The 26866-nt window shown below is 60.5% G+C and carries 26 protein-coding genes; 14 read left to right on the top strand and 12 right to left on the bottom strand.

Going from position 1 to position 26866, the window contains the following annotated elements; translation table 11 throughout:
* Positions 1 to 15: 15 nt before the first annotated feature.
* The gene (locus AAF659_RS06215; protein WP_349750852.1) at positions 16 to 624 is read right to left on the bottom strand and encodes a c-type cytochrome; all 609 of its coding nucleotides are present in this window, start codon (positions 622 to 624) and stop codon (positions 16 to 18) included.
* Between the two features lie 85 nt (positions 625 to 709).
* On the opposite strand from AAF659_RS06215, the gene yihA reads away from it, so the two are divergent.
* Positions 710 to 1384, top strand: coding sequence for a ribosome biogenesis GTP-binding protein YihA/YsxC (gene yihA / locus AAF659_RS06210; protein WP_349750851.1), 675 nt, complete (start codon positions 710 to 712; stop codon positions 1382 to 1384).
* On the opposite strand, the gene AAF659_RS06205 is transcribed toward yihA, so the two are convergent.
* A complete protein-coding gene (locus AAF659_RS06205) occupies positions 1376 to 2068 on the bottom strand; it encodes a TetR/AcrR family transcriptional regulator (RefSeq protein ID WP_349750850.1) in 693 nt (230 codons plus the stop codon). The genes yihA and AAF659_RS06205 overlap by 9 nt on opposite strands.
* 162 nt (positions 2069 to 2230) lie before the next feature.
* Between AAF659_RS06205 and AAF659_RS06200 the strand changes: the two genes are divergently transcribed.
* Genes AAF659_RS06200 through coaD form a run of 4 tightly spaced genes read left to right on the top strand, consistent with a single transcriptional unit; the run spans position 2231 to position 6447 of the window.
* Entirely contained in the window at positions 2231 to 3676 is a 1446-nt protein-coding gene (locus tag AAF659_RS06200; protein ID WP_349750849.1) for a coniferyl aldehyde dehydrogenase, read from the top strand.
* Positions 3677 to 3689: 13 nt separating this feature from the next.
* A complete protein-coding gene (locus tag AAF659_RS06195) occupies positions 3690 to 4307 on the top strand; it encodes a hypothetical protein (RefSeq protein WP_349750848.1) in 618 nt (205 codons plus the stop codon).
* 32 nt (positions 4308 to 4339) lie between these two features.
* Complete coding sequence (locus AAF659_RS06190; RefSeq protein ID WP_349750847.1) at positions 4340 to 5941, top strand: GMC family oxidoreductase N-terminal domain-containing protein; 1602 nt, start codon at positions 4340 to 4342, stop codon at positions 5939 to 5941.
* A gap of 17 nt (positions 5942 to 5958) precedes the next feature.
* The gene (gene coaD / locus AAF659_RS06185) at positions 5959 to 6447 is read left to right on the top strand and encodes a pantetheine-phosphate adenylyltransferase (RefSeq protein ID WP_349750846.1); all 489 of its coding nucleotides are present in this window, start codon (positions 5959 to 5961) and stop codon (positions 6445 to 6447) included.
* A gap of 50 nt (positions 6448 to 6497) precedes the next feature.
* Here the strand turns inward: coaD and AAF659_RS06180 are convergent, their stop codons facing one another.
* From AAF659_RS06180 to hemB, 3 genes are read right to left on the bottom strand one after another with little or no spacing between them, the layout of a single operon-like run.
* Positions 6498 to 7796 carry a DUF945 family protein gene (locus tag AAF659_RS06180; protein WP_349750845.1) on the bottom strand — a complete coding sequence of 433 codons (1299 nt, stop codon included), beginning with the start codon at positions 7794 to 7796 and terminating at the stop codon, positions 6498 to 6500.
* 3 nt (positions 7797 to 7799) lie between these two features.
* Positions 7800 to 9902, bottom strand: coding sequence for a polyphosphate kinase 1 (ppk1, locus tag AAF659_RS06175; protein ID WP_349750844.1), 2103 nt, complete (start codon positions 9900 to 9902; stop codon positions 7800 to 7802).
* Between the two features lie 9 nt (positions 9903 to 9911).
* Entirely contained in the window at positions 9912 to 10958 is a 1047-nt protein-coding gene (hemB, locus tag AAF659_RS06170; RefSeq protein ID WP_349750843.1) for a porphobilinogen synthase, read from the bottom strand.
* A 180-nt stretch (positions 10959 to 11138) separates the two neighbouring features.
* Between hemB and AAF659_RS06165 the strand changes: the two genes are divergently transcribed.
* From AAF659_RS06165 to AAF659_RS06155, 3 genes are read left to right on the top strand one after another with little or no spacing between them, the layout of a single operon-like run.
* Positions 11139 to 11762: a TetR/AcrR family transcriptional regulator gene (locus tag AAF659_RS06165; RefSeq protein ID WP_349750842.1), complete on the top strand. Its 624-nt coding sequence runs from the start codon at positions 11139 to 11141 to the stop codon at positions 11760 to 11762.
* A gap of 4 nt (positions 11763 to 11766) precedes the next feature.
* Positions 11767 to 13452: an isovaleryl-CoA dehydrogenase gene (locus AAF659_RS06160; protein ID WP_349750841.1), complete on the top strand. Its 1686-nt coding sequence runs from the start codon at positions 11767 to 11769 to the stop codon at positions 13450 to 13452.
* On the top strand, positions 13452 to 13742 hold the full coding sequence (locus AAF659_RS06155; protein WP_349750840.1) for a DUF503 domain-containing protein: 291 nt from the start codon (positions 13452 to 13454) through the stop codon (positions 13740 to 13742). Before AAF659_RS06160 ends, AAF659_RS06155 begins: the two co-directional genes overlap by 1 nt.
* 21 nt (positions 13743 to 13763) lie before the next feature.
* On the opposite strand, the gene AAF659_RS06150 is transcribed toward AAF659_RS06155, so the two are convergent.
* On the bottom strand, positions 13764 to 15992 hold the full coding sequence (locus AAF659_RS06150) for a hypothetical protein (protein WP_349750839.1): 2229 nt from the start codon (positions 15990 to 15992) through the stop codon (positions 13764 to 13766).
* A 231-nt stretch (positions 15993 to 16223) separates the two neighbouring features.
* Here AAF659_RS06150 and panP point away from each other — a divergent pair, with 231 nt between their 5' ends.
* Positions 16224 to 17894, top strand: a complete 1671-nt coding sequence (gene panP, locus AAF659_RS06145) for a pyridoxal-dependent aspartate 1-decarboxylase PanP (RefSeq protein ID WP_349750838.1) — start codon at positions 16224 to 16226, stop codon at positions 17892 to 17894.
* Here the strand turns inward: panP and AAF659_RS06140 are convergent.
* The 4 genes from AAF659_RS06140 to AAF659_RS06125 form a co-directional block, all read right to left on the bottom strand.
* The gene (locus tag AAF659_RS06140; protein ID WP_349750837.1) at positions 17888 to 18154 is read right to left on the bottom strand and encodes a hypothetical protein; all 267 of its coding nucleotides are present in this window, start codon (positions 18152 to 18154) and stop codon (positions 17888 to 17890) included. The genes panP and AAF659_RS06140 overlap by 7 nt on opposite strands.
* A 139-nt stretch (positions 18155 to 18293) precedes the next feature.
* Positions 18294 to 19172, bottom strand: coding sequence for an acyl-CoA thioesterase (locus tag AAF659_RS06135; protein ID WP_502949199.1), 879 nt, complete (start codon positions 19170 to 19172; stop codon positions 18294 to 18296).
* A gap of 11 nt (positions 19173 to 19183) precedes the next feature.
* Positions 19184 to 20347 (bottom strand): NAD(P)/FAD-dependent oxidoreductase, encoded by a 1164-nt coding sequence (locus AAF659_RS06130; RefSeq protein WP_349750836.1) that lies wholly within the window; start codon positions 20345 to 20347, stop codon positions 19184 to 19186.
* A gap of 8 nt (positions 20348 to 20355) precedes the next feature.
* Positions 20356 to 20523 (bottom strand): rubredoxin, encoded by a 168-nt coding sequence (locus tag AAF659_RS06125; RefSeq protein WP_349750835.1) that lies wholly within the window; start codon positions 20521 to 20523, stop codon positions 20356 to 20358.
* A gap of 157 nt (positions 20524 to 20680) precedes the next feature.
* Here AAF659_RS06125 and AAF659_RS06120 point away from each other — a divergent pair, with 157 nt between their 5' ends.
* The 5 genes from AAF659_RS06120 to phoR are packed head-to-tail and all read left to right on the top strand — an operon-like array spanning position 20681 to position 24800.
* Positions 20681 to 21238 carry a hypoxanthine-guanine phosphoribosyltransferase gene (locus AAF659_RS06120; RefSeq protein WP_349750834.1) on the top strand — a complete coding sequence of 186 codons (558 nt, stop codon included), beginning with the start codon at positions 20681 to 20683 and terminating at the stop codon, positions 21236 to 21238.
* Between the two features lie 19 nt (positions 21239 to 21257).
* Positions 21258 to 21803: a chorismate--pyruvate lyase family protein gene (locus tag AAF659_RS06115; protein WP_349750833.1), complete on the top strand. Its 546-nt coding sequence runs from the start codon at positions 21258 to 21260 to the stop codon at positions 21801 to 21803.
* Positions 21804 to 21829: 26 nt separating this feature from the next.
* Positions 21830 to 22726 (top strand): 4-hydroxybenzoate octaprenyltransferase, encoded by an 897-nt coding sequence (gene ubiA / locus AAF659_RS06110; RefSeq protein WP_349750832.1) that lies wholly within the window; start codon positions 21830 to 21832, stop codon positions 22724 to 22726.
* Positions 22727 to 22784: 58 nt separating this feature from the next.
* Positions 22785 to 23477: a phosphate regulon transcriptional regulator PhoB gene (gene phoB / locus AAF659_RS06105; protein WP_349750831.1), complete on the top strand. Its 693-nt coding sequence runs from the start codon at positions 22785 to 22787 to the stop codon at positions 23475 to 23477.
* A gap of 15 nt (positions 23478 to 23492) precedes the next feature.
* A complete protein-coding gene (gene phoR, locus AAF659_RS06100) occupies positions 23493 to 24800 on the top strand; it encodes a phosphate regulon sensor histidine kinase PhoR (RefSeq protein ID WP_349750830.1) in 1308 nt (435 codons plus the stop codon).
* Here the strand turns inward: phoR and AAF659_RS06095 are convergent.
* Both AAF659_RS06095 and AAF659_RS06090 read right to left on the bottom strand, forming a co-directional pair.
* A complete protein-coding gene (locus AAF659_RS06095; RefSeq protein WP_349750829.1) occupies positions 24778 to 25650 on the bottom strand; it encodes a response regulator in 873 nt (290 codons plus the stop codon). The two genes, phoR and AAF659_RS06095, sit on opposite strands and share 23 nt — an antisense overlap.
* A gap of 536 nt (positions 25651 to 26186) precedes the next feature.
* Positions 26187 to 26858 carry a class I SAM-dependent methyltransferase gene (locus AAF659_RS06090; RefSeq protein ID WP_349750828.1) on the bottom strand — a complete coding sequence of 224 codons (672 nt, stop codon included), beginning with the start codon at positions 26856 to 26858 and terminating at the stop codon, positions 26187 to 26189.
* Positions 26859 to 26866 lie beyond the last annotated feature (8 nt).

Below are 26866 nucleotides of genomic sequence, written 5' to 3'. Positions count from 1 at the left end.
GGGAGCCGGTAGGACTCAGTAGAGCCCCTCAACATACTCGGCAACCGCTTGCATTTCATTGTCGGTGAGCTTGCTGGCAATATCGCCCATGATCTGGCTCTGCTCGTCATAGACACGGTCGCCAGAGCGGTAATCTTTCAGTGATTTAACTACATACTCAGCGGACTGACCGCTCAGCCGCGGATAACCGGCAGGCTCGTTGCCCAGCCCCTTTGGCCCATGACAGGCAATACAAGCTGCAACGTCGCGCGACAGGTCACCGCCACGGTAGAGCGATTTACCCGCGTCAACCTTCTCGGAGTCCGCCTCACCACGAGGCATCTCCTGCTCGTTGAAATAGGCTGCCAGATTGCGCATGTCCTGTTTATCAAGGTTGGCGACGATGCCCATCATAGCCGCCACGTTGCGGTCACCGCTTTTGATGTCGCGCAGCTGTTTGAACAGGTAGTCCTCACCCAGCCCCGCCAGCCGGGCGTAGTTCGGCTGCAGCGGTTCAACGCCATTCTGGCCGTGGCAGGAAACGCACTGGTTCTGCGCGATTTCTTCGCCGGCACTGGGATCAGCCGCCTGGGCCAATCCGGCCAGGCCAAACGTCAGTACAAGACCGGTCAGCAATTTTTTCATCGTGACACCACTCGGATTACACATTGTCCGTTCGGCCGACCCCTTAAAAGCGGCGCCGGCCCCGTAAACTGGTGTGGTATTATACATGTTTCAACACCGACTGAAATCAATGGACGAAGGCCACGCCGTGACCGGACTTTCAAGCCCCATCGCCTTCAACAGTGCCCGCTTTCTCACCAGCGCCGCCCGGCTCGACCAGTGCCCGGAGGACACAGGACGCGAGGTGGCATTCGCTGGGCGCTCAAATTCAGGCAAATCCAGCGCCATCAACGCTATAACCCGTATTGGCGGCTTGGCACGCATCAGCAAGACGCCGGGCCGTACTCAGCTTCTCAATTTCTTCTCATTAAGTACGCCCGGCACTCGCCTAGTGGATCTGCCCGGCTACGGTTTCGCGCGCGTCTCGCGCAATACCCAGAAGCAGTGGGAGAAACACCTGGGCGACTACCTGGCCCAGCGACAGTCGCTGGTGAGCATGACCCTGATCATGGATCTGCGCCACCCGCTGTCGGAGTTTGACGCCATGCTGATCGAGTGGTGCGAGCACCACGGGCTGCCAATGATGCTGCTGCTCACCAAGGCGGATAAACTCAAGAGCAACCCCGCACGGCGCCAGATAGAGAGCGTCCGGCGGGACCTTGAAGGCATTGAGTGCATTCACCACATCCAGCCATTTTCCGCCCTCAAGGGGCAGGGCGTGGAACCGGCCCGCAACCACCTCAGTGACTGGCTTCTCGGTGCGGAACCGGCGTCAGACTGACACACCGGGATCCTCCAGCCGGCCACTCTCCTCCATGACGGTGAGATCCGGCCGGTACTGTTCCCGAATCGCCGCTACGCGCTCGTAATACGCCTCCGTCAGATACGGCATTTCCAGCGTCAGAACCTGGTAGATGCCCTGCTTGAGCTCGCGCTGGCTGTTGCCGTCATGGCCATCATCCACACTCGCGGTCTTGAGAAAGGCCATCCAATTGGTCACCACCAGCCACACGTTCAATGCCATGGCCTCGTGCTCCTGTTCAGCATGCGGCCGGAGAATGCCCGCGTTCTGCAGTCCCTTAAGCACCGCCCGGATTTCACCCAGGCAATGGAAGGTAAACGCCCTGTAATCACGGCGGAGCCGCTCATCCATGGTCAGCAGGTATTCCAGATCACGGTGGAAAAAGCGGTAATGCCAGAGGCCGTCGAACACGGACTCCAGATAGAACATCTTGTCCTCAACCGTGAGCGTTCGCTCCCGCGGGACCTTCAGATAGCGATCCACCAGCCCCCGGTACTGCAGGAACAGCGAATAGATGATGTCCGCCTTGTTGCGGAAATGGTAATAGAGATTCCCTGGCGAAATCCCCAGATACGCGGCGATATGATTGGTGGTCACATTGCGTTCGCCCTGTTCATTGAACAGCTGAAGACTGGCTTTGAGAATCCGGTCACGGGTTTTCATGGAAATCCAGGGCCCTGTCGACACATTTCATTGTCGGTAGTGCATTGACTGTTAGAGCTTATGCTCTAATATTGATCCTAGAGTACTTGCTCTAAATCTACCACCCTAAAACCTGCGGAGAAGGTTTGCGGCAGAGGCCGGAACCATACAGGAGAACCAGTCATGGTCGCCAACGTTGTTCAGCTGACGGATAACCGGAAGCAGATCCAGCAGATCAGCCGCGCCTTCAGCGCCCAGCGTGAGGCTTTCAGGGCCCACCCCATGCCAACCGCCACCGAACGCCGGGAGCATCTGAAACGACTCAAGCGCATGCTGCTTGCGAATCAGGATGCACTCTGTGAGGCCATGAGCGAAGACTTTGGCGGCCGCTCATGGGATGAGAGCCTGCTTGCTGAGGTTATGCCCTCGGTACAGAACGTCAACTACACCCTGAGCCATCTCAGCAGCTGGATGAAGCCGGAGAAGCGCAAAGTCCACATGCTGTTCCAGCCGGCACGCAACGAAGTGCACTATGAGCCCCTGGGCGTAGTCGGCATCATGGTGCCCTGGAACTACCCGCTGTTCCTGGCTGCCGGGCCATTGACCGCAGCACTGGCCGCCGGCAACCGGGTTATGCTCAAGCTTTCCGAGTTCACCCCGGCCACATCGGCGCTGCTTGATCGCCTGCTGCACGAGACCTTCCCCTCCGATCTGGTCACGGTCATCAATGGCGAGGCCGATGTAGCGCAGGCCTTCTCGTCGCAACCGTTCGATCATCTACTGTTCACCGGCTCTACCCCCATCGGGCGCATGGTGATGAAAGCGGCGGCCGAGAACCTGACACCGGTGACGCTGGAACTGGGTGGCAAGTCCCCCGCGATCATTTCCCATGAAGTACCCATGAAGGATGCCGCCGAACGGATTGCCTTCGGCAAATGCATCAATGCCGGCCAGACCTGCGTGGCACCGGACTACATCCTCTGCCCACGGGATCGGGTCAACAGTTTCGTGGACAGCTTCCGCAGCGCGGTTGCCACCATGTATCCGACCATCAAGGACAATCCGGACTACACCAGCATTATCAACGAGCGCCAGCATGAGCGCCTGACCAGCGTGCTGGCAGACGCCCGGGAGAAAGGAGCGGACATCATCCAGATCAACCCGGGCAACGAGTATTTCGGTGAGGACACCCGCAAAGTGGCGCCGCACCTGATCCTCAATGCCACGGAAGACATGCAGGTGCTGCAGGATGAGGTCTTCGGACCGCTTCTTCCGATCGTACCCTGTGACGGTGTCGAGGATGCACTGACCCATGTGAATGACCGGCCCAACCCCCTGGCCCTGTACTATTTCGGGTATGACCGTGTGGAGCAGCGCCGGGTGCGCGAACAGACCCACTCCGGGGGCATGTGCATCAACGACACGCTGGTGCACGTAGGCCAGGATGATCTGCCATTCGGCGGTGTCGGTCACTCCGGCATGGGCGCCTATCACGGTCGCGAAGGTTTCATTACCTTCAGCAATCCCAGAGGGGTAATGAGCAAACAGCGGCTCAACAGCGGCAAGGTGATCCACGCACCGCATGGCACACTGCTGCACAGGATGATCTACAAGCTGTTCATCCGCTGACCGGAGCAGTGCCATGGAAAGCCCATTACCGGATCCGGACCGCCGCCGTTTTCTCCGCCTTGGCTTCCAGGGCGGCGTAGCTGTTGGCGGTGCCTTGGTTGTCGCCGGTCTCTCCGGCTGTTCAGTCCGCCCTGCGCATGATCCCATGGTTCCGGCCACTGAGGGCGCGCCCGAGCGCCAGTGGCACTTCATGACCGAAGCGGATCGTGTCGTTATGGCCGCACTACTGCCAGCCATCGTGGGCTCGGGTATGCCGCGCGAGACACAAGCGCGCAACGCCGCCCTGTCTGACACCCTGGTCGCTATGGACGAAGCCTTCCACGCCATGGGCCCACCCAACCAGCGCCAGTTCCGCCAGCTCTTCGATCTGCTGGAATCGTCCATCACCCGGCTGACGCTCGCGCGGGTGTCCTCCTACTGGCCCAATGTCTCCAATGATCAGGCGGAGGCTTTTCTCCAGCGCTGGCGGAGCAGCATGTTCAACACGTTCAATCAGGCCTATCTGGGGCTGGTCCAGGTGAGTAACGCGGCCTGGTATGGTCAACCCAGCAACTGGGGGAGGATGGGGTATCCCGGCCCACCGGCCTATACCTATGACGCGCTGCCCCAGATGCAGCCATCATCCGCCTGAACGAAACGCGGTAATCCAAAGACGGAGCCTCCATGGCCAACAACTTCAATCTGTACGGCGAAGGCATCAAAAACGGCTGGGACGTGGTGGACGCGGCCCTGCTGGAGGATGACCGCACCCTGGAAGCGGACGTGGCCATTATCGGCACAGGGGCGGGCGGTGGCACCACAGCCGAAATCCTCGCAGGTGCGGGGCTCAAGGTGATCATGGTAGAGGAAGGGCGGCTTTATCACGACCCGGACTTCACCATGAACGAGCAGAAGGCCTACAGTCAGCTCTATCAGGAGGGTATGACCCGCGCCACCGCGGATGCCAGCATTGCCATACTGCAGGGGCGATGCGTGGGCGGCTCCACCACAGTCAACTGGACGTCCAGTTTCCGCACACCGGAGCAGACCCTTAATCATTGGCAGAGCACCCACGGCGTCCGCAACTGTGAGCCTGAAACCCTGGCCCCCTGGTTCGCCAATCGTGAGCAGGCTTTGAACATCCAGCTCTGGGAAACAGAGCCGAACCGCAACAATGACATCCTACGTGACGGCTGTGAACGTATGGGCTGGGAATGGCAGACGATCCCACGCAATGTGCGCGATTGCTGGAACCTGGGTTATTGCGGCATGGGCTGCCCCACCAACGCCAAGCAGGGCACGCTCATCACCAGTGTACCCTCCGCCCTGGGCGATGGGGCGACCCTGATCCATTCGCTGCGCGTGGACCGGCTGAACCATCAGAGCGATCGTGTGCGCGACCTTCAGGGAACCGCCCTCGGGGCGGATGGGGTTACCGTCACCGGCCCGAGAATGCGCATCCGGGCCCGGCACTTCGTGGTGGCCGGCAGCGCCATTGGCTCGCCCGGGGTACTGCTGCGCTCAAACGTACCCGACCCCCATGATCGCATCGGTCGCCGCACCTTCCTGCATCCGGTCAACGCCACCGTGGCACGCATGCCGGAGACGGTCGCGCCTTACTACGGCGCGCCCCAGTCGATCTACTCGGATGAATTCCTCTGGCGCGACGGCGTCACCGGCAGCCCCGGCTACAAGCTGGAAGTGCCACCGCTGCACCCGGTCATGGCCTCGGCGGTGCTGCCAGACCACGGCGAAGCCATGATCGAGCAGGCCCGCCATTTCCCGCAGACCCAGTCCATCATTGGCCTTGTGCGTGACGGCTTCAACAGCGACAGCGAAGGCGGCACCGTCACCCTGCGTGACGACAACAGCCCTCAACTGCATTACCCCATCAGCGATTCGCTGTGGTCCGCTTTCCGCCATGCCTGGCTGCGCATGGCCGAACTGCAGTTCGCCGCCGGGGCCGAGGCGGTCCGCGCCGTGCATATGGACGCCCCCTACTGGCGGAGCTGGCAAGAGGCTGAAAAGGGCATCCGGGATCTGCCACTGGAAGAGCTCCGCGCCCGACTCTTCACGGCACACCAGATGGGCGGCTGCGCCATGGGCGAGGACCCGACCCGCAGCGTGGTCAACAGCTGGGGTGAGCACCACCACCTGAACAATCTTTCTGTCCACGATGCGTCGATCTTTCCCACCAGCCTGGGTGCGAATCCGCAGCTGACCGTGTATGCTCTGGCGGCACGCAACAGCCACAGACTGGCTGGGCGACTCCAGAGCAACGCATAAGGCATTGGGAGACGCTGATGAACACTGCCATCTATCCGGGCACTTTTGACCCTGTCACCAACGGGCATACGGACCTGGTCCAGCGCGCAACCCGCATTTTCGACGAAGTCGTGGTCGCCGTTGCGGCCAGCACCAAAAAGGGTCCGCTTCTACCCCTGGAGGAGCGGGTAAGACTCTGTGAGTACGTGCTCTCGGACCTGCCCAATGTGCGCGTCGTTGGATTCAGCAAACTGCTGGCGGACTTTGTTAAGGATCAGGGCGGCAACATCATTCTGCGCGGTCTGCGCGCCGCCTCGGACTTCGAGTACGAGTTCCAGCTCGCAGACATGAATCGCGAGCTTGCTCCCGGGGTTGAAAGTATTTTCCTGACCCCTGCCAACCACCTCTCTTTCCTGTCCTCCAGCCTGATCCGCGAGATTGCCGGGCTGGGCGGAGATGTCAGCGGTTTTGTGGACCCCGAGGTGTCGCAGAGCCTGCATGACCATTTTCAGCAGCGTAACGGCTGAGGAGCCACCCCGTGGGCCAGCCCGCTCCCCGGACTAAGCAGGCGGTCGACTCAGAGTAGAGGCGGCACCTCGAAGCGCTCGTCGTTGACCTGCAGCTGCATCGATTCCAGACGCAGATCCAGATGATAGCGCCCATCGCGGGGAGTCACTACATGGTTCTGCTCCAGGCGCGTAAGAACGCGCTGGGCAGCCCTTGGGAGTGCCCAGACCATGCCACGGTCCACATTCAGGACACCTTCGGCCCTGGTATGCCGCAATAGGCTCACGGGCTGCCCCCACTCTTCCTCAGGCAGGCTCGGATAAGAGAGGTACCCCTCTCCTTCCACAGTACCATCAGGCAGGGTCAACAGCAGTTCCTCCAGGTTCAGGCGCCCCCCACGCACCGACAGCGACTGCAGACTCTCTGACAGCCGTGTATACCTTTCCATGAGCGCCTGCCCTTGATCCGCCTGGCCGCCCTGTGCTGCCGCTTCCGCAGAGCGCAGCTCTATGAAACTGTCCACCGCCTTATCGAGACTGCTCACGTGCAGGCGTTCCGCTTTCAGCGACAAAGCCTGGCGACCCAGGGAACGCCCGGCATTCCGGAGTTCTCCAATAACCGCCTTCAGACTGGCATCCAGGGAGCTTTCCTGGGCTGCGGAGAGAAACCGGAAACGGACGTCATCCGCCACAACCGGATCATCCAGAACCGGATCCATGGTCACAGAATCCACCTTCAACCGGCTCTGACCCTGCCAGAGCCGTTCACCCAGGGAGCTGAGCTGATGATCCAGAGTGACAGCACCCACTTGAATGCGCGCATCACCCAGATCCATGGAAAAGCCCGGCCACTCAGTAACCAGTTGCTGGTGGTTCCCCGGCGACCAAGTCCCTTGCAGGTCTACAGGCGCGATCTCCCCCCCTGACCCTGCGAGTTGGGCAACCGTTGTATCCGGCCCCCATTCGAGCCGGGGAATATGCAGCCGGAAATCGGCGGAGCCGCCTATTCCAACTTCAACGCGGAGCCTGGGCTCCTGCCCCTCGGGGATCAGCGGCGCCAAACGGGCCAGCGTCTCATCCGCCAGACGCGTAACCGCACGGACATCCGTCATGCCGTGATTGAAGCGCGTCACCAATGGAAGTACCTGTTCGCCACCGTTGCCTGAGGCCCATCGCAGCTCATAGCGGGCAACGGCATTAAGGTAGTATCGTTCGTAATCCAGATTGGTCAGCCCCCAGGCGCGCCCTTCCCTGTCGAGATCACGCATAACGGAGCGGAACTCGGACTCTGTAAGCACCCCCAGACCGTAGGGAGCGCCAACGGCGATACCGATCAGAATTACAAGCGCAATCAGCGGCAGCCAGCGCATGGGTCAGCCCGACCCTGCGAGACGCTGCATCAGGGCCTGTTGGGAGGCGACCCGTTTCTCACCCGCCGCGGGCTGTCTCTGGGTATAGCTGCCATCAGGCTGCAACTCCCAGCTCTGGGCATTGTCGCGCAGGTGAACCTCCAGGTCCCGGCGCAGACGCCGGGCCAGCCGCCGGTCCTCGACTGGAAAGCAGCTTTCCACCCGGTTGATGAGGTTGCGCTCCATCCAGTCAGCACTGGAACAGTACACTTCCGGCTCGCCAGCATTAGCGAACCAGTAAACGCGGCTGTGCTCCAGAAAACGCCCAATAATGGACACAACGCGGATGTTTTCGGAAAGCCCTTCAACACCGGGACGCAGACAGCAGATGCCGCGCACGATCAGATCCACCTGAACGCCCGCGCAAGAGGCACGGTAAAGAGAACGGATGACTTCCGCTTCGGTCAGGCCATTGATCTTGACGATGATGCGTGCCCGTTTGCCTGCCAGAGCATTCGTGGTTTCCCGCTCAATCAACTCCAGAACCCGCTGATGAAGAGTGAAAGGAGCATGCAGCAGCTTCTGGATGCGCAGGGTTTTACCCATGCCGGTCAGCTGCTGGAAGACCTTATTCACGTCATCACCCAGGGCGTCGTCACAGCTCATGAAACTGTAGTCGGTGTACAGACGCGCATTGCCGGCGTGATAGTTACCGGTGCCAAGGTGCACATAGCGCTTGAGGCGCCCGTTCTCGCGCCGCACGATCAGGATCATCTTAGCGTGAGTCTTGTAGCCCACCACCCCGTAGACCACAATCACACCCGCCTCCTGGAGCCGGCTCGCCAGCTCCAGGTTCTCGGCCTCGTCAAACCGGGCCCGCAGCTCAATCACCGCGGTCACCTCCTTGCCCCGACGCGCCGCCTCGGCCAAAGCCTCCACCATCTCAGAGTCCGCACCGGTGCGGTAGAGGGTCTGGCGGATCGCCAGCACCTGCGGATCCCGTGCCGCCTGCCGCAGGAAGTCCACCACCGGCGAGAAACTCTCATAGGGATGCAGCAGCAGAACGTCCTGCTGGCGTACGGCATCGAGAGTGCTCCCGCCACCTTTTAAGGCTTTCGGCAGGCCTGGCGTCATAGGGGTATTCTGTAGGTCCGGGCGATCCACCAACTCACTGACAGCAGTCAGGCGCGCCAGATTCACCGGCCCGTTGGCCCAGTAGAGCTCACGTTCCGTGAGGCCAAACTGACGCAGCAGGAAATCAGCCAGGTGGCGCGGGCAGTTATCCGCCACTTCCAGCCGCACGGCATCGCCGAAGCGCCGGCTCAGCAGCTCACCGCGCAGGGCCGAGGCCAGATCCTCAAGGTCATCCTCCAGCTCCAGGTCCGCGTTCCGCGTCAGGCGGAACTGATAGCACCCCTTGATGCGCATCCCCGGGAACAGCAGATTGGCATGAGCGTGGATCATGGATGAAAGAAAGACGAGGTTATCACCACTGGAGCAGACCTCATCCGGCAGCCGAACCAGCCGGGGCAGCGAACGGGGGGCCGGTACAATGGCCATGCCGGTCTCGCGGCCGAAGGCGTCCTTGCCTTCCAGCTCCACAATGAAATTCAGGCTTTTGTTCACCAGCCGCGGCAGTGGGTGCGAGGGATCCAGACCGATGGGATTGACCACCGGCATGATCTCGTCCCGGAAGTAGCGTGCCACCCAGTCCGCCTGGGCCCGGGTCCACTCCCGGCGGCGCACGAAATGGATATTCTGTTCGCGCAGTTCCGGGATGATGCGCTCATTGAGAATCCGGTACTGCTCTGCAACGTAATGATGGGCAACATCCGAAATCTCACTCAGTGTCTGCTGCGGTGCCCGCCCGTCCGGCCCCGGGACTTCCCGACCGTACTTGAGCTGTTGGCGCAGGCCGGCAGCCCGGATCTCGAAGAACTCGTCCATGTTACTGCTGAAGATACAGCAGAACATGAGCCGCTCCAGAAGGGGATGGCTCTCATCACAGGCCTGGCGCAGCACCCGATAGTTGAACTGCAGGTGGCTTATCTCGCGATTGAAATAGTTCTCCGGCGCCTTGAGGTCCGGTAGCTGCAGACCTCTGGTGTCAGTTACCGACTGGTTCATGATGCATCCTTATCCATTGGTGCCTCTCAGAATGCGCGCCGCTCGGAGCGCGAAGTAGGTGAGTATGGCATCGGCGCCAGCCCGGCGCAGCGCGGTCAGGCTTTCCATCATCACAGCTTCGGCGTCCAGCCAGCCCTTTTCGCCAGCTGCCATGTGCATGGCGTACTCACCACTGACCTGATAGGCAAAAACCGGCACCCGGAATTCGTTGCGGACCTGGTTGATAACGTCTAGATAGGGCATGCCGGGCTTGACCATAACCATATCCGCGCCCTCGCCCAGATCCAGCGCCACCTCTTCCAGTGCCTCGTCGAGATTTCCCGGATCCATCTGGTAGGTCCGTTTGTCACCGCCGCCCAGACTGGCCGCTGAGCCCACCGCATCCCGGAATGGCCCATAGTAGCTGGAGGCGTACTTAGCAGAATAGGCCATGATCCGGGTGTTCACATAACCTTCATCCTCAAGCGCCTCGCGGATGACCCCAATGCGCCCGTCCATCATATCCGAGGGGGCCACCACATCCGCCCCGGCACGGGCATGGGAAACCGCCTGGCGCACCAGCGCAACCAGCGTCTCATCATTTAAGACATAGCCGCTGTCGTCGATGATCCCGTCCTGGCCATGGCTTGTGAAAGGATCCAGGGCCACGTCCGTCATGACGCCCAGCTCCGGGAAGCGCTGCTTAATAGCCCGAACCGCCTGCTGGGCCAGGCCATTCGAATTCCAGGCCTCGGCGGCATCCGTACTCTTGCACTCGGCAGGCGTTACCGGAAACAGGGCCACCGCCGGTATGCCAAGCTCAACCACTTCTTCCAGGTGAGCCAGAAGACGGTCAATGCTGTGGCGTTCAATCCCGGGCATGGAAGGGACCGCCTCTGTCTGGCCCTGACCAGGAAGCACGAACACCGGATAGATCAGGTCATCGACGCTCAGGCGGGCCTCGCGCACCAGCCGGCGCGAAAACGCGTCACGGCGATTGCGACGCATGCGGGTTGCAGGGAACGCTCGGCTGTTGCGGCTCAAGGCTGCCTCCTGTTGCTGGTGATCCGGATACATAACAGCATTATGCCAGAGAGGTTGCGCAAGGCGTGCATTATCCCACCATCGACCCCTAGACTCTTCAGCCCGGCCTTGTGCCCGACTTTTTGCGGTCATTCCAATCGTTTCTGATAAACCTTGCCCGAAGAAGTGAACTTTGCTTCAATTGTTACATACTGTCGGGGTTCAGGAGCACCCATGGCTTATCGCGAAACGCCACGCATGCGGGCGCGCAAGGAAGCAACGCGCCAGCGCATCCTGGCTCAGGCCCACGAGCTGGTCGCATCCGGTGGTTTTGGTGCCGCTTCGGTAGCCCGCGTTGCCGAGGAATCCGGCGTTGCCATTGGCTCCGTCTACCGCCACTTTGACTCCAAGAGCGAGCTCTTCGCAGAAGTATTCCGGCGCGCTACCGAGGTTGAAGTCCACCGCGTTGGTGAGGTTCTGGATGCCACAAACCCGGCTGACCAGGCAATGGCCGAAGCGCTGGAAGTCTTTGCCCGACGCGCCCTCCGCCGGCCCACCATGGCCTGGGCGCTGATTGCTGAGCCCGTGGACCCCGTAGTTGATGAACAACGCCTTCGTTACCGCCAGGCTTACGCGGAGCGCTTTGAGAAAGCACTGATCCGGGGGATGCGTGAGGGATGCTTCCGCCCGGACCAGAACCCCAAACTCAGCAGTGCCGCTACTGTCGGCGCTATTGCCGAGGCACTGGTCGGGCCCCTGTCGCCCGCTGCGGACGGGCTGCACCAGGAGCACGCCGAGCAGCTGATCCATGACATCGTACAGCTCTGCCTGCAGGCCGTACGAACACCGGGAGGATAGAACAATGAATACACCCTTTGACAGCAACCAGGACAGCGCTTTCCTGGCGGACACCCACGAGGTCTTCAATCAGCCGCCGGCTCTGGAGAACTACAACCTTTACCGCGAAGATCGCGCCCTTCAGGAAGCAGTGCGGCGTGAAGGCGCCAACTGGGCGGAGAGCGAACTCGACGTCTACGGCGCCATAACCGGGCGTTCAGACGTTATCGAACTCGGGCACAGTGCCAACGCCAATAAGCCAGAGTTCTATCCCCATGACCGCTTTGGTCACCGTATCGACGAGGTCCGCTTCCATCCTGCCTATCATGAGCTCATGACCATGGGGCTGGAGGGGGGACTCCAGAGCGCGCCCTGGACCGATCCCGGCGAGGGGGCGCATGTGGCCCGGGCGGCACGCTATTACATGCACGGCCAGGTCGAAGCCGCGCACTGCTGCCCGCTCACCATGACCTTTGCGTGTGTACCAGCGCTCAAAAAACAGCCTGAGCTGGCTGAATACTGGCTGCCCAAAATTCTCAATCGCCATTACGATCCGCGCAATGTCCCGGATTCCGAAAAGCAGGCAGTCACCATCGGCATGGCCATGACCGAAAAACAGGGTGGTTCGGATGTGCGCGCCAACACCACCAAAGCCTACCCGTTGTCAGAACAGGGTCCGGGCAAGGCCTACCAGCTGGTGGGACACAAGTGGTTTGTTTCAGCGCCCATGAGCGATGCTTTCCTGGTCCTGGCCCAGGCGCCCGGTGGCCTGAGCTGCTTCCTTATGCCGCGCTGGCGGCCTGACGGCACCAAGAATGCGATGCAGATCCAGCGCCTCAAGAACAAGATGGGCAATGTGGCCAATGCCTCAAGTGAAGCGGAGCTGCGTGGCGCCCATGCCTGGATGGTGGGCGACGAAGGCCGGGGCGTAGCCACCATTATTGAAATGGTGGCAATGACCCGCTACGACTGCATGATCGGTTCGGCTTCCGGCCAGCGCCAGGCCGCCGCCCAGGCTCTGCACCACTGCGCCTGGCGCGACGCCTTCGGTGGCCGTCTCAACCAGCAGCCGCTGATGCAGAATGTGCTGGCCGACCTGGCACTGGAGAGCGAAGGCTCTGTGGCCCTGAGCATGCGCATGGCTCGCGCAATGGACAACCAGCATGATCCGGAGGAACGCAACCTCGTACGCCTGGTTACCGCCGTAGGCAAGTACTGGATCTGCAAGCGCACTCCCCAGCACGCCTATGAAGCCATGGAATGTATCGGCGGCAGCGGTTTAATGGAGGACTGCATCATGCCCCGGCTGCTGCGCGAATCACCGGTCAATGCCATCTGGGAGGGCAGTGGCAACGTCCAGTGCCTGGATGTTCTGCGGGCCATGAAGAAGGAACCGGGCGTGCTCGACAGTTTCTTCGCGGAAGTGAACCGCGCCCAGGGGATGCATGCGGACTTCGATACGTTTACCAGCGAGCTGGAGCGCGAGTTCCGCCACAGCGACAACCTGGAGTACCGCGCCCGCAACCTGACAGACCGCATGGCGCTCGCCATCCAGGCGTCTTTGCTGCTGCGGGGTGACAGCCAGACCGTGGCGAAAGGCTTCTGCGCTGGCCGCCTGCGCCAGCGCGATCACTTTCAGTTCGGCAACCTGCCGGACGATGTCGACTGCGCCGCCATTATCGAGCGCGCCACTCCGAACATGGAGGATTGATGGAACACCCGCATATTGCCGTCATGACCCTGCGATTCCAGGTCTATGGGTGTGACACCGTGCGGGACAAGAGGCGCGTGTTCGCGGCCATGCGCCGGATCTGGGGGAAACAACCGGATCTGGCGGTGGCCGAGATCGCCGACCAGGACGATCCCGGTCTCGCCACCTGGAGCGTGGCAACCGCCGGACCGGACCCTCAGCTGCTCCAGCATCGCCTGCAGGAAGTGGAAAAGGCGATCCTGGCACGCATTGACGCCCCGATTCTCGACACGGAGGTCGAGATCGACTGAACGAATCTGTAAGAAGCCCTCTTACAGATCCTCGTTCAGCGAGATCATCTGGGTCTTGCTGATACGGTGCCTGTAGATCTCACGCAGGTACTTGATCGCCTTCTTGATGTTGTCCCGGTTCAGCCGAATGTCGTTGATCGAGACGAAGTTGCTCCGGTCATGGCACATCTCGCGGTACTTCTTCTCGTACATCGGCTTGATCGCATACCAGTTAGTATCAAGGATCTTGGCCGGGTTCTCGAACTCGTTGAGCATGTCATCGACCATTGACTCGTCGAATTCCTCATTCCGGATAAACTCGAGCATGCTCCGGTCCAGCGTGTCATCAAAGCGCGTCTGCTCATTGGCGAAACAGCGCTTGATGTAGGCTGTGATCAGCGTGAGGAAGTCATCACTCAGGCACGGGCTCTTCACCACCAGAGTGGTCAGCGAGAGATTCGCTGAAGCCCCGATTACCAGAGCGTAGCGCTTGAGCGTGGTATTCGGGAAAAGCGCATTCAGATGCGTCTTTAGGCGATTCAGATCCATGTAGGACAGCTTGTAGTCCTTGGGCAGCGACACGATCGAGACGATGGACGAGCAGTTCTGGAAAAAGTGCAGGTCGCTCAAAGTCTCGGCATTATAGCCTGAATCCCGGAAACGCTTGAGCCGCTCACGGTAGCGTTCAGACTCAATCGGCAACAGGCTCACACCTTCAATGGCCTGGGTTACCTTATTGAAGTGCGGCAGGTCGATGGACCGATAGAAGAGGTCATCAATGTCCAGCCGTGATTCATCGTTGAAATGGCGCCGGTCGCTGACATCCTGGGGCGCTGTTGGCACCACGGATTCCGCATAGGCAACCGCTACCGGGCCCGCCAGGCTCATAAACAGATCATTGGCATCCAGGCGGATGGTTTCGCCGATATCAACGCCGGCACGGCGGAAGTAATCCTCATCGTAATCAGTGGTCACCGCCTGGGCGGTGAGGATGTTGAAGATCTGCTGGGAGATGTACTGGTTCGCGTACTTCTCCATGGCATTCACATCAACATCCTGAATGCGACCGTCATCCGTCTGCTCCGCATAGCGCATGATGTCGTTGGAGATCAGCATCATGGCGTTCCACGGTCGAATGCGATTCATCATATTATCATCGCTGGTCTCCTCCGCATCGAAGTTGTAGGAAAAATCCCACTCCTCGGAGAGGTACTTGCAGAGCAACCGGCCCGCGTTGATATGCAGCGCCTCGGACATTTCCACGCGATTGTCCTGGATATTGGGAAGGATGCAGATGCCACTGGTGAAAATGGGCTCAAAGATAAAGGCATGATCCTGATTCTGAAGGCCTGTATCCTCAAGCTTGGGATCAAACGTCTTGCGCATGTAAGCGTACTGCTGCGCCAGTCCGAACTCCGAAGCCATACCGGAGCCGGTCCCGCCACCAGCCGAAAAGATGTAGAAATAGAGCCGCGACTGATTAGCCTTGATGCCGCAGGAATCGATCAGGTAGGAGTGAATGTATTTCCAGTCCTGATTGCTGAACTGGTGGGTATCTTTATTCAGGATGATCTTTGCCAGATACTGCCCGAGAATCGGCGCGTTACCCGCACCGCCGGCATGCACCTCGGACAGGTCCATGATCTTGAGCTTGTTGTAGTCATCCAGCAGGTAGTTGTCGTCTTCCTTATTATGCGTCAGCTGGATGCGTCCCTCGATGTCTTTGTCCAGATCCCCGAGCATGACCATGGGCTCGATCAGGAAGACCGGCTTCACCGAGTGAGGCGTTGGCAGGTTGAGGCTGTTACGGATCCAGCGCACGGGGCCAACTTCCTTCTCCCTGCTGCGTCGCTCTTCGTTGTTCAGCTCCTGCAGGTAATGGGTTCGGGCACTGTGCACCAGCGCCGCGACATCCAGCGCGATGTTGGATCCGCAGCGACCCAGCCCAATCAGGCATACCGATGGGAAAACCTGATCATTGCGACCGGTTTTGTCAGGCGCAGCCCCAGTAATGGTGCTGGGAAAAACCTTGGCCCTGAGTTCGTCCAGATTCGAAAGGATCTGATCAAGATCCTCTTCCGTAAAATACATGTAAGATGACTGTGGCGAGGCCGTAGTCTGGCTGCTGGCGGAGCGTCGACGCGAGCTGCTGCGCTTACCGGTGCCGCTGTTTTTGGCTTGGCCGGAACGGCCTTTCCTGGTGTTATCAGTGGTCTCTTCGGTCGCCTGCCCGGTGTGCCCTTCCTCGGACGTCGTATTCGACTCGCTCATAACCTGATACCTGTTCTGCGCCGTGCTGCATGAATAGTTACGGTAATTTCACCCTCTTTCAAGATAGCGTGATCCGCGTGATTCGCAATCCAACGGTTGCAATTCGACACACACCAACGTCCCGGGCTACGAACAGCGGGTGCTGGTCTGGCGCGGGCTCAGTCCTTATACTTTCCTTTTTGGGGTGTCTGCAGTGAAGCACCCTGCAACCAGTCCGGAGCCCAAGCATTCATGAGCGGCCAGAGAAAAACCGCACAAGCCAGTCTCGAGGCGATGTACCGGATCTTCACGATCCCGGAGGCTCCGGACTCCGCGCTCAGCCGTCTCGACCAGGATATCTCCCGGAACCTGACCGGTTTCCTGCAGGACCACATCGTGGCTCTGGAACGGGAAATGGGGGAAATGGAACGGGACTTCCAGGACCCACGCGTTCCTGAAAAGCCCATCTTTGTCTCTGAACAGGCGCAGTTCCTGTTGGACAAGCTGGTCTCCCAGTCCGTCCATACCGCCTCGCCCAGTTTCGTAGGCCACATGACGTCTGCACTACCGTACTTCATGCTGCCGCTTTCAAAGATCATGATCGCCCTCAACCAGAACCTGGTGAAGACCGAGACCTCCAAGGCGTTCACACCACTCGAACGCCAGGTTCTGGGCATGCTGCACCATCTGGTGTATGGCTGTGAGGAGGCATGGTACCGCGAGTGGATGCATGATCCACATCACGCGTTGGGCGCCATGTGCTCGGGTGGTACCGTTGCGAACCTCACAGCACTCTGGGTGGCTCGCAACAAAGCTTTCCCCGCTGAAGGTGGATTCCGCGGGGTGCACCGTGAAGGGCTGTTCCGCGCTTTGCGCTTCTACGGGCATGAGGGCGCGGCAATCCTGGTCTCCGAGCGGGGACACTACTCGCTCAGCAAAGCGGCCGATGTTCTCGGTATCGGGCGAGACAACCTTATCCCGGTAGCGACGGATGCCGACAACCACATTGATCCGGATGCGCTGCGCGACCGCTGCCTGCAGCTCCAGCAACAGAAGATCAAGGTTCTATCAATTGTGGGTATTGCCGGCACCACCGAGACCGGCCACGTGGACCCATTGGAACCGCTGGCGGATATCGCCAGAGAGTTCGGAGCTCATTTCCATGTGGATGCCGCCTGGGGCGGTCCGACCCTGTTTTCCCGCCAGCACCGCCACCGGCTCAAGGGGGTCGAAAAGGCGGACTCAGTCACCATTGATGCCCATAAGCAACTCTACACCCCGCAGGGAGCGGGCATGGTTCTGTTCCGCAATCCCGCCTCGGTGAGCGTAATCGAGCATCATGCCCAGTACATCATCCGCAAAGGCTCCAAGGACCTGGGCAGCACCACGCTGGAAGGCTCACGACCCGGCATGGCCATGCTCATCCATTCCGGGCTGCGCATCATCGGGCGGGAGGGGTATGAGATCCTCATCGATCAGGGCATTGAAAAGGCCCGGTCCTTCGCGGCCATGATCCGGGAACACGAAGACTTTGAACTCATCACAGAGCCCGAGCTCAACATCCTGACATACCGTTATAGCCCGGTTCGTACCCAGAAGGCATTGAGCCAGGCGGATGAGGCCACGGCAGAGCGCATCAACGCCAGCCTCAACCGTATCACCCGGTTCATCCAGAAAACCCAGCGCGAGCGGGGTAAATCTTTCGTATCACGGACCCAACTCGAACCGGCCCAGCACGCCCATTATCCCTGCGTGGTTTTCCGGGTGGTGCTTGCCAACCCGCTGACCACCCATGAAATCCTCAGTGACATGCTGGCGGAACAGGCGGCCATTGCGCGGGAAGAGCGCATCGCAGGGGAGCGCCGGGCACTGGACGCCGCCGTGGCCTCAGTAATGGAAGGCGCGGAACAGACGGCTCAGTAAAGCGCCTGTTCTTCTTCCAGCACCTCGTCGATCACGTCCAGAAAAATCTCATCCGCCTCACTGTGAGTCTCGGGAATCCGGACAATGGTCTGAGCGCTGATTTCGGAAGCGATCTGCTCCCGCGCGTCCCGGTCATGGCGATGCTGGCGGGCAATTTCCATGCAGCGTGCAGCCACGGTAGGCTCACTGAGTACCTTGCGGATGAATCCCCGGAGTTCATCAATGATCTTCTGCTGGCGGCTTTCGGTTGGTGTTGTCATCAATTGCTCCTTTGCGGGCGCGCTTGCTGGCTGATCACTCCGATCCAGTATAGCAATGCATCAGACGACCATGCCCAGTAATGTCAGGTGGAACATCGAAGCCTGAAAGGCGAGGGGCCATGGAAATTGGCGAACCCCATCACGTCGGGCGCTGGCGGATCAGCGCTTCCTGCGCCACGGACGCCACCAGCTCCCCGTCGCGATTGAACAGGGTTCCCCGATTCATACCCCGGCCGGATGAGGCGCTGGGGCTGTCCATGTCGTAAAGCAGCCAGTCGTCCAACCGCAGTGGCCGGTGGAACCAGATGGCGTGATCCAGGCTGGCAACCTGCATTCCCGGCGTCGAAAAACCCACGCCATGCGGGCGGATGGAGGTTGCAAGCAGCCCAAAGTCTGAGGCGTAGGCTAGGATAGCTCGGTGCAGAACAGGATCATCCGGAAGCGGCCCGCGCGCTCGGAACCAGCTCTGGCTGCAGGGGGGGCCGGCCTCGGGCCTGAGCGGATCCATGCGGTTAACCGGACGGATATCGATGGCACGTTCCTTCATCATCTGCTCACGCCGCTCCTCCGGAATCAGATCACGGACCTTTTCCCGCAGGGTCTGTTCTGGCGTAAGCCCTTCCGGCGCAGGGGCACTGGGTGCTTCGAACTGATGCTCGAAGCCCTCTTCCGCCACCTGGAATGAAACCATGGCCGTCAGGATCTCGCGATCATCCTGGCGGGCGATGACACGCCTGACGGTGAAGGTGCCGCCGTCCCGCACACGCTGCACCTCGTAATCAATGCCGCGATGCGGATTCCCCGGACGCAGGAAATAGGCATGCATCGAATGCGCCAGCCGACCCTCAACGGTGCGGCTGGTGGCCATAAGCCCCTGACCAAGCACCTGTCCACCGAACACGTTGGGAAAGCCGAGGTCATCACTTTCACCGCTGAAATGATCGTCCCCGAGAGGGGCAACATCCAGCAGCCCCACAAGCCTGCGCGTCACCTCTTCCATTCTGGCGTTCCCCGTCATCAACCTGCTCCTCAGGCCGGCAGAATGGCCGGCACCTCCTTCGACAGCGACTGCTTTTCGCCCACGCAGTCACCGGTTACCGCAAACCCGAGCAGATTGCCCTCTTGTGAGCGGAAGAGAGCCCGCAGATTACGCCCATCAGCCTCGATCCACCATTGCCCCTCAGCGTCCGCCGGAGGCGGGCATACAGCCAGCGGACAAGCAGGCGTTTTGACTGTCACCGGCATGCTGCCGTAGTGCACCGGTGTCCGCTCACGGGTCAGGGTTTTCGCCAATGCACGGCCCGCCGCCATCAGAGGCATCACATAGGGCAGCACATGACCGCAGACCTCGGCGCAGTCGCCCAGGGCGTAGACGTTGGGCATGCTGGTTTCCAGATACTGGTTCACCTGGATACCACGACCGCACTCAAGACCGGCGGCATGTGCCAGTTGCGTACGGGGTTTGAGGCCTACGGCGGCAACCCCCAGATCCGCCACTATCTCAGTACCGTCATCCAGAGTGACCAATACCCCGTCCGGCGTCCTGTGCACCGCAGTGGCGCTACGCTCAAGATGGAATCGCACACCGGCTTGCGCCAGCCCGGAACACACCGCTTGCGACGCAGACTCCGGGAGCAGCGCCGCAAGAACGCGTGAATCCGGAGCGACAACCTCCACTTCAAAGCCACCATTGATCAGGTCGTTGGCGAACTCACAACCGATCAGGCCGGCCCCCAGAATAATCACCCTGCGCGCACCGGTCGCCGCCTCGCGGAAGCGACCATAATCTTTCAGGTCATTCACCTGGTAAAGCGCCTCGAGGCCATCGCCCTGAAGCGGAATGCGGATGGGGTCCGCGCCCCAGGCCAGAATCAGCCGGCCATAATCAACAGGGCCGGCATCGGTCGCGACTCGGCCCGCCTCCGGCTCAATGGCCTCAACACGGGTGTGAGTCATGATGCGCGCACTGAGCGCCCCGGCTTGCGCATCCGCGTCCGCCTGAGCCAGCTCATCCGCAGTCTTACCCTTGGCAAAACCATTGGAGAGCATGGGCTTGGAGTAGCTGCGGCCATCATCGGCCGTTATCAGCACCAGCGGCGTTTCCCCGTCCAGCTTGCGCAGCTCGCGGGCCAGAGTGTAGCCGGACAGTCCGGTGCCAATAATGACAATGGGCAGAGTCTGATTCTGGCTCATGAGCGGGCTCAGTCGATCTCAACCATTTCGAAGTCTTCCTTGCCCACACCACAGTCGGGGCAGGTCCAGTCCTCAGGCACATCTTCCCAGCGGGTGCCCGCCTCAATGCCATCCTCAGGCCAGCCCTCCGCTTCATCATAAATGAAGCCACAGACTACGCACTGCCATTTTTTCATGCCCTACTCCTTACTGAATGACAAATATAACGCGCATTCTAACCAAACACCCCCCTCGGATTACACCCGACAGTGTCAGAATCGGGACAATCCGGCCCGGCGGCGTTATACTCGCGCCTTTCCAAGCCACCTATGCCCATGAAGAGCGCGACCAGCTATGTCCCGTAATACAGCGGTAATGCAGCAGGTCTACGACGAAGCCGACTGCATCTATACAGAGAGTCAGGTCAGCAAGGCCTTGGATCGCCTGGCCCGACAGGTAACGGCCAGCATTGGCGATCAGGATCCTGTCATCCTCTGCATCATGAACGGGGGACTTGTGGTGGCCGGTCAGCTGCTGCCGCGGCTGGCTTTCCCACTGCAACTGGACTACGCGCAGCTTTCCCGTTATCGCAACAACACCACCGGCGGGGAACTGGAATGGAAGGTGCACCCGCAGACGGCGCTGGCGGGGCGCACAGTGCTGATTGTTGACGACATCCTTGATGAAGGCGACACCATGGTTGCTCTGGCCGATGCCTGCCGCAGCGAGGGCGCGCAACGGGTCCAAACCCTGGCGCTGGTGGAAAAGCTCCATGACCGTAGGAGCCAGCCGACCTTTGAAGCTGATTTCATCGGTCTTGAAACGCCGGATCGCTACCTTTTCGGTTACGGCATGGACTACCAGGGCTACTGGCGCAACGCACCGGGCATCTACGCGGTCCGGGGCCTGTAACCCCATGGAGGGAACCACCATGGGTTTCCGGCCACACCCCTGGCACTGGCTGCCCCGCTACCAGCGCCGGGTGGTCCGCCATCGTGGTTCCCTGACAAGGCTGCTGCGTGGCTTCACCCGCAACCATTTCCGTGTACGGGTCCTGCAGGAGGGGTATCGTCTGCCCAAACCGGACGAGGCCAGGGAGCTCGGCCTGCCACCGCGCCAGAGGGCCTGGATACGGGATGTCCAGCTGATCGGCGACGGCACCCCCTGGGTGCAGGCGCGCACGATCATCCCCCTGCATTGCCTGACAGGTCCCAACCGTCGCCTGCGCCAGCTGGGCAGCCGCCCGCTGGGCTCGGCGCTTTTTGGCCGTAACCCCTGGTCCCGGGAGGCATTCACCTGCGGTCAGGCGCAACCGCTCGGACACGCCACCCGGTACCCGGCGCGACGCTCGCGTTTCCGCCGCGGCCGAGGTACCCTGCTGGTCACGGAGTGCTTCCTGCCGCCGCTTTGGGAAGACATCAGCAACCAGGCCGTGCGCCGCTACCCCACCTACGGGGACAGCCTCCGGCCACTCTAGTCACGGGCCGCAATGGACAGGGAACCATGACGACGACACGCCTTCAGCCCAGACTCCAGCGGGCACTTGAGCGCCTGCCGGATTTCATACAGCTGATGCGGATCAACCGACCGATTGGCAGCCTGCTGCTGCTCTGGCCCACCTGGTGGGCACTATGGCTGGCCGCCGACGGCCTCCCGAGCCTGGCCAACCTGGTGATCTTCACGCTCGGGGTTTTCCTCATGCGCGCCGCCGGCTGCGTCATCAACGATTACGCGGATCGCAACCTCGACGGTCACGTCAAACGCACCCGCGAACGCCCCCTCGCCACCGGCCGCGTGCGCCCGGGCGAGGCTATCGCTCTGTTCCTGGGCCTCTGTCTGGTTTCCTTCCTGATGGTGGTATTCTTCACTAACCGTCTCACCCTGTGGCTGTCATTCGGTGGCGTGGCACTCGCTTTCATCTATCCGTTCATGAAACGCTACACCCACCTTCCCCAGATTGTACTGGGGGCAGCCTTCTCCTGGGCCGTTCCCATGGCCTGGGCAGCAGAGGCCGGCGAGGTCACCCGGATTGTCTGGCTGCTCTATATCGCCAATCTGGTCTGGACCGTGGCCTATGACACGCTCTACGCCATGGTGGACCGGGACGATGACCTGAAGATCGGCATCAAATCCACGGCCGTATTATTCGGGGATATGGACCGCGCGGCAGTCGCCATCCTCCAGACTACAACCCTACTGACACTGCTCCTTGTGGGCCTCCAGACAAGCCTGGGTGGCCTCTTTATGCTGGGACTTGTGGCCATGGGCGGTCTTTTCGGCTACCAGCAATGGTTGATCCAGGGCCGGGAGCGTGACAGATGCTTTCAGGCCTTCCTGAACAACAACTGGGCCGGCTTCGCCGTGTTCCTGGGACTGGCACTGGATCTGGCGCTGTCATGAATCTGTCACACTAGGGCTGTGTAATGACGCGGTAACCCAATCGAAAGACGTGACCTCCATGACCGAAAAAACCGTCCTGATTGTTGATGACGAGCCCTCCATCCGCGAGATGATCGCCGTAGCGCTGGAAATGGCAGGTTATCACTACCTCGAGGCGGGCGATGCCCGCCAGGCACACGGCCTGATCGTGGATGAACGCCCGGACCTGATCATCCTGGACTGGATGCTGCCAGGCACCTCCGGCATCGACCTGGCACGCCGTCTAAGACGCGACGAGGGCACCGCCGAGATTCCCATCATCATGCTTACGGCGAAGACCGAAGAGGACAACCGGGTACAGGGTCTGGAGGTGGGCGCTGACGACTACATCACCAAACCCTTCTCACCCCGGGAAATGGTGGCCCGTCTCAAAGCCGTATTGCGCCGCTCCACACCACCCGGAACGGACACCCCGGTAGAGATCGGTGGCATACACCTGGACCCTGTGGGGCACTGGGTGACCGTCGACGGTGAAGCTGTCAATATAGGGCCCACTGAATACCGCCTGCTTCAGTTTTTCATGACCCACCCGGACCGGGTTTATACTCGTGAACAGCTTCTTGATCAGGTCTGGGGGGCAGGCATTTACGTCGAAGAGCGCACGGTGGACGTGCACATACGCCGCTTGCGCAAGGTTCTGGGCGAGGTTCACGGCAAACTTGTGCAGACAGTGCGGGGTGCCGGCTATCGGTTTTCCACGCGTAAACAGTAAATAGGCAGGCATGCCATGAGTACAGGCCTGAAAAAGCATCTGCGCCGACTGTCACTTCTGCTGATCGCGTCGCTGCTGATCGGGTCAATGACCAGTCGGCCCGCCCTGCTGCTCGCCGTGGCCTTGGCAGTCTACGCCGGCTGGATGCTGCACCGGCTGATCCAGCTCCAGAATTGGCTCAAACGCAGCAGCCGCGAAGCCGAACCGCCAGAAGCCCCCGGACTCTGGGGTGAGATCCTGGACGACATCCACCGCCTCCAGAAACGCCATCTGCATACGCGGGACCGGCTCCAAAGCATGATCAATCGGGTCCGGGAATCCACTAATGCACTGCGTGACGGCGTCATCATGACCGACGCCGACGGCGCCATGGAGTGGTGGAATCAGTCAGCAGAAAACCTCTGCGGCTTCGACAGCCGCCAGGACCGCGGCGAATTCATCCATAACCTGATCCGTACCCCCGAGTTCCGGGACTATTTCGTGGCGAAGCAGTATTCGGAGCCGCTCGAGATCGAATCACCGGCGCGGCCACGCACAAGGCTGCAAATTGAGATCAATCTGTTCGGCGAGGAGGACCGGCTGATCACCGTCAAGGATGTCACCAGACTCTACCAACTCGAGACGATGCGGCGGGATTTCATCAGCAACGTCTCCCACGAGATGCGTACACCGCTGACAGTACTGAACGGCTACCTGGAAACGCTTGCGGAGCAGACTGACCGCATGCCGGCTGGCTGGCAGCGCCCGATGGAAGCAATGCGCCACCAGGCTAACCGTATGGAAGCGCTGATCACAGACCTGCTGCTTCTGTCGCGTCTCGAGACCAGTGACCGTAATACCAGCGATGCGCAATGTGTGCCGGCGGATCTGCTGCGCCAAATCCAGCAGGATGCCATGGCCCTGAGCGGCGACCAGGGGCACGAGATTGCGCTGCGCATAGGCGACAACCGCAGCATACGCGGCGACGCGGAACAGCTTCGCAGCGCTTTCTCAAACATCATCTTCAATGCGGTGAAATACACCCCTGACGGCGGCCATATCCACATTGACTACAGCGCCGCAGCCGAGGGCATCACGCTCAGTGTCACCGATGACGGCCCCGGTATTGACCCCGAGGACATTCCCAGGCTTACAGAACGCTTCTACCGTGCCGACCCGAGCCGCAGTAAGGAGACTGGCGGCACCGGGCTCGGTCTTGCCATCGTCAAACACATTCTCTATAACCATGACGGCTACCTGACTATCGACAGTACGCCAGATCGCGGCAGTACCTTCCGCTGCCATCTGCCAGCCAGCCGCATCATCCCTGAAAGCGGGCAATGAAGTGGCTCAGATCCGCCAGTTTCTGGGGATCGTCATCCACAAACCGCACCACGATCTGGACAAACCTGGTGTCCGGGTGTTTTTCCTGAGCCTGGAGCTGGTAGACGTAACCGTTCAGCCGAGCCATTTTGTCTCCAAGATCCATATCCACCACAGCCTGCTCCAGAATGGCGGGAAGCTGTTCATCACGTTTCGCGCTCACCCGGGCCTCGTTCAGTGTCACAGCCCTGAGCACGCCCCTGAGCGTCGCCTCCGCAAAACGCAGGTCGACCGTTGTGGCCTCGCTACCCCGGGGTTTCGCTGCTGGTCTGGAAGCGCGCCCATCCGCGGCACCTGTATCAGCTGGTGCCTCGGAGGGCGGTTCCGGGGCCTTCTTCTGCTCCTTCTGGGACCGGCCTCCGCCAGTGAGCAGGTCAGCGGACTGGCGGAAGGCATCGCTGGACGCTGACGCCCCCTGATCATGATCCTCCAGCTGGCTGCCGAGCACCTTTATGATCTTCTTGCTCAGAGATTCCGGACTGAATGGCTTGCCAAGATAATCGGAAACCCCCTCGCGGATAGCCTCTACCACATGCTGCTTGTCACCCCGGCTCGTCACCATCACGAAAGGCGTGTCACTGTACTGGCTATGACCCCGAGCCCATTGCAGCAGTTCCAGCCCGGAAACCTCAGGCATTTCCCAGTCACACAGGATCAGATCAAACCGCTCGCGCCCCATCAGCGTCTGCGCCTTACGGCCATCCGCCGCCTCGTGGAGCTCAATGGTAGGAAACTGAGAACGGATGGTCCTCCTTACCAGATCCCTTACGAAGCTGGCATCATCAACCACCAGGGCCTTGAGTTTGCTCATTACACAACGTCCGACGTCAGTTTGCGGAGATGACTCTCACTATAGACCCGAAAGCCTGACGATGCCCGCAGGTTTTCCCTGTCAGCATTTTCCCATGCCGCGCGTAAGAGATTTCTTACAATACTGTAGGAGATTGTGGTTCTGTAGCGTGCGTTACAATGACCCTGGCTGGATATTGTTTTATACCATCCTGATTATAAAGATCATCTATGGTAAACCCGGAAAGGTAACAGCCGATCCGGCGGTATTGACCGCCGCAACAGGTGCCACTGCCTTGGTATTGTTTCATCTGTCAGCGGACGACAGGGAAAGGACGCTACAGGGATGGTTTCCTCAGAGGAGCTGAGGGGAAGCAGGGAATAAAAGGACGTAATGCTTAAAGGACGCTGAACCCAATAGCCGGCTCGGACGCTGGCTGCCATGGAAGGCTGAGGACAGCCACAGGGCGTGATGCCCGGGCAGGACGCCCACCGCTTTCGTCGGAAAGCGTTTTCGCCAGCTTTGAGGGATGGCTCCGGCCATCCCTTTTTTATGCGTTATGCTCCACCACTGGCCTCGGCTCCGGGGGCCCAGTAAAGTCGTACGCGATTGAACTCTTCGAACTCGTTGAGATCCGGCCAGGTTCGGCCCTGCACGGTGGTGATCAGTCGATAATCCTCATTGCCAAGGTGGCGCAATCGTGAGTCCGCCATCAGAACGGCATCCGAACCAGCCTGGAAATCCCACAGCATAGGGCGGTTCTCCGGGTCATAGAGCACATCCGCAGCCAGCAGAACCTCCGCGCGCGGCATCTCACGCCAATTCTTTGCCAGGGTCACCGTCACCCCGTTATGACGCGCATTGAGTTCCGTGGCGGTAAGTGCATCCGCGTCAATGTCGGCGGCAATTACCTCACGCGCCCCCGCCTTCGCCGCAGCAATCGCCACCACGCCACAACCACAGCCAAAATCAAGGACGCGCTGACCGGCAACCCTTGCCGGATTATCCAAGAGCCATTGTGCCATTATCTGACCGCTGGCCCAGCAGAACGACCAGTACGCGGGCTCGGCCACCACCGACTGGGCTTCCTCATGGCTGAGCGGGCCTTCGAGACAAGCCGGATCAAACAGGCACAGCTCTATGGCAGGGCAGCCCGCTGGGCGGCTCCAGCGGGTACGTGCACGCGGCAGGCTGCGCCTCAGCAGGGCATCAAGACGGTTGTGATCCATGGCGGCGC

Source organism: Salicola sp. Rm-C-2C1-2, from assembly GCF_040196175.1.
Classification (GTDB): domain Bacteria; phylum Pseudomonadota; class Gammaproteobacteria; order Pseudomonadales; family Oleiphilaceae; genus Halospina.
This window is presented reverse-complemented; position numbering and strand designations above follow the sequence as displayed.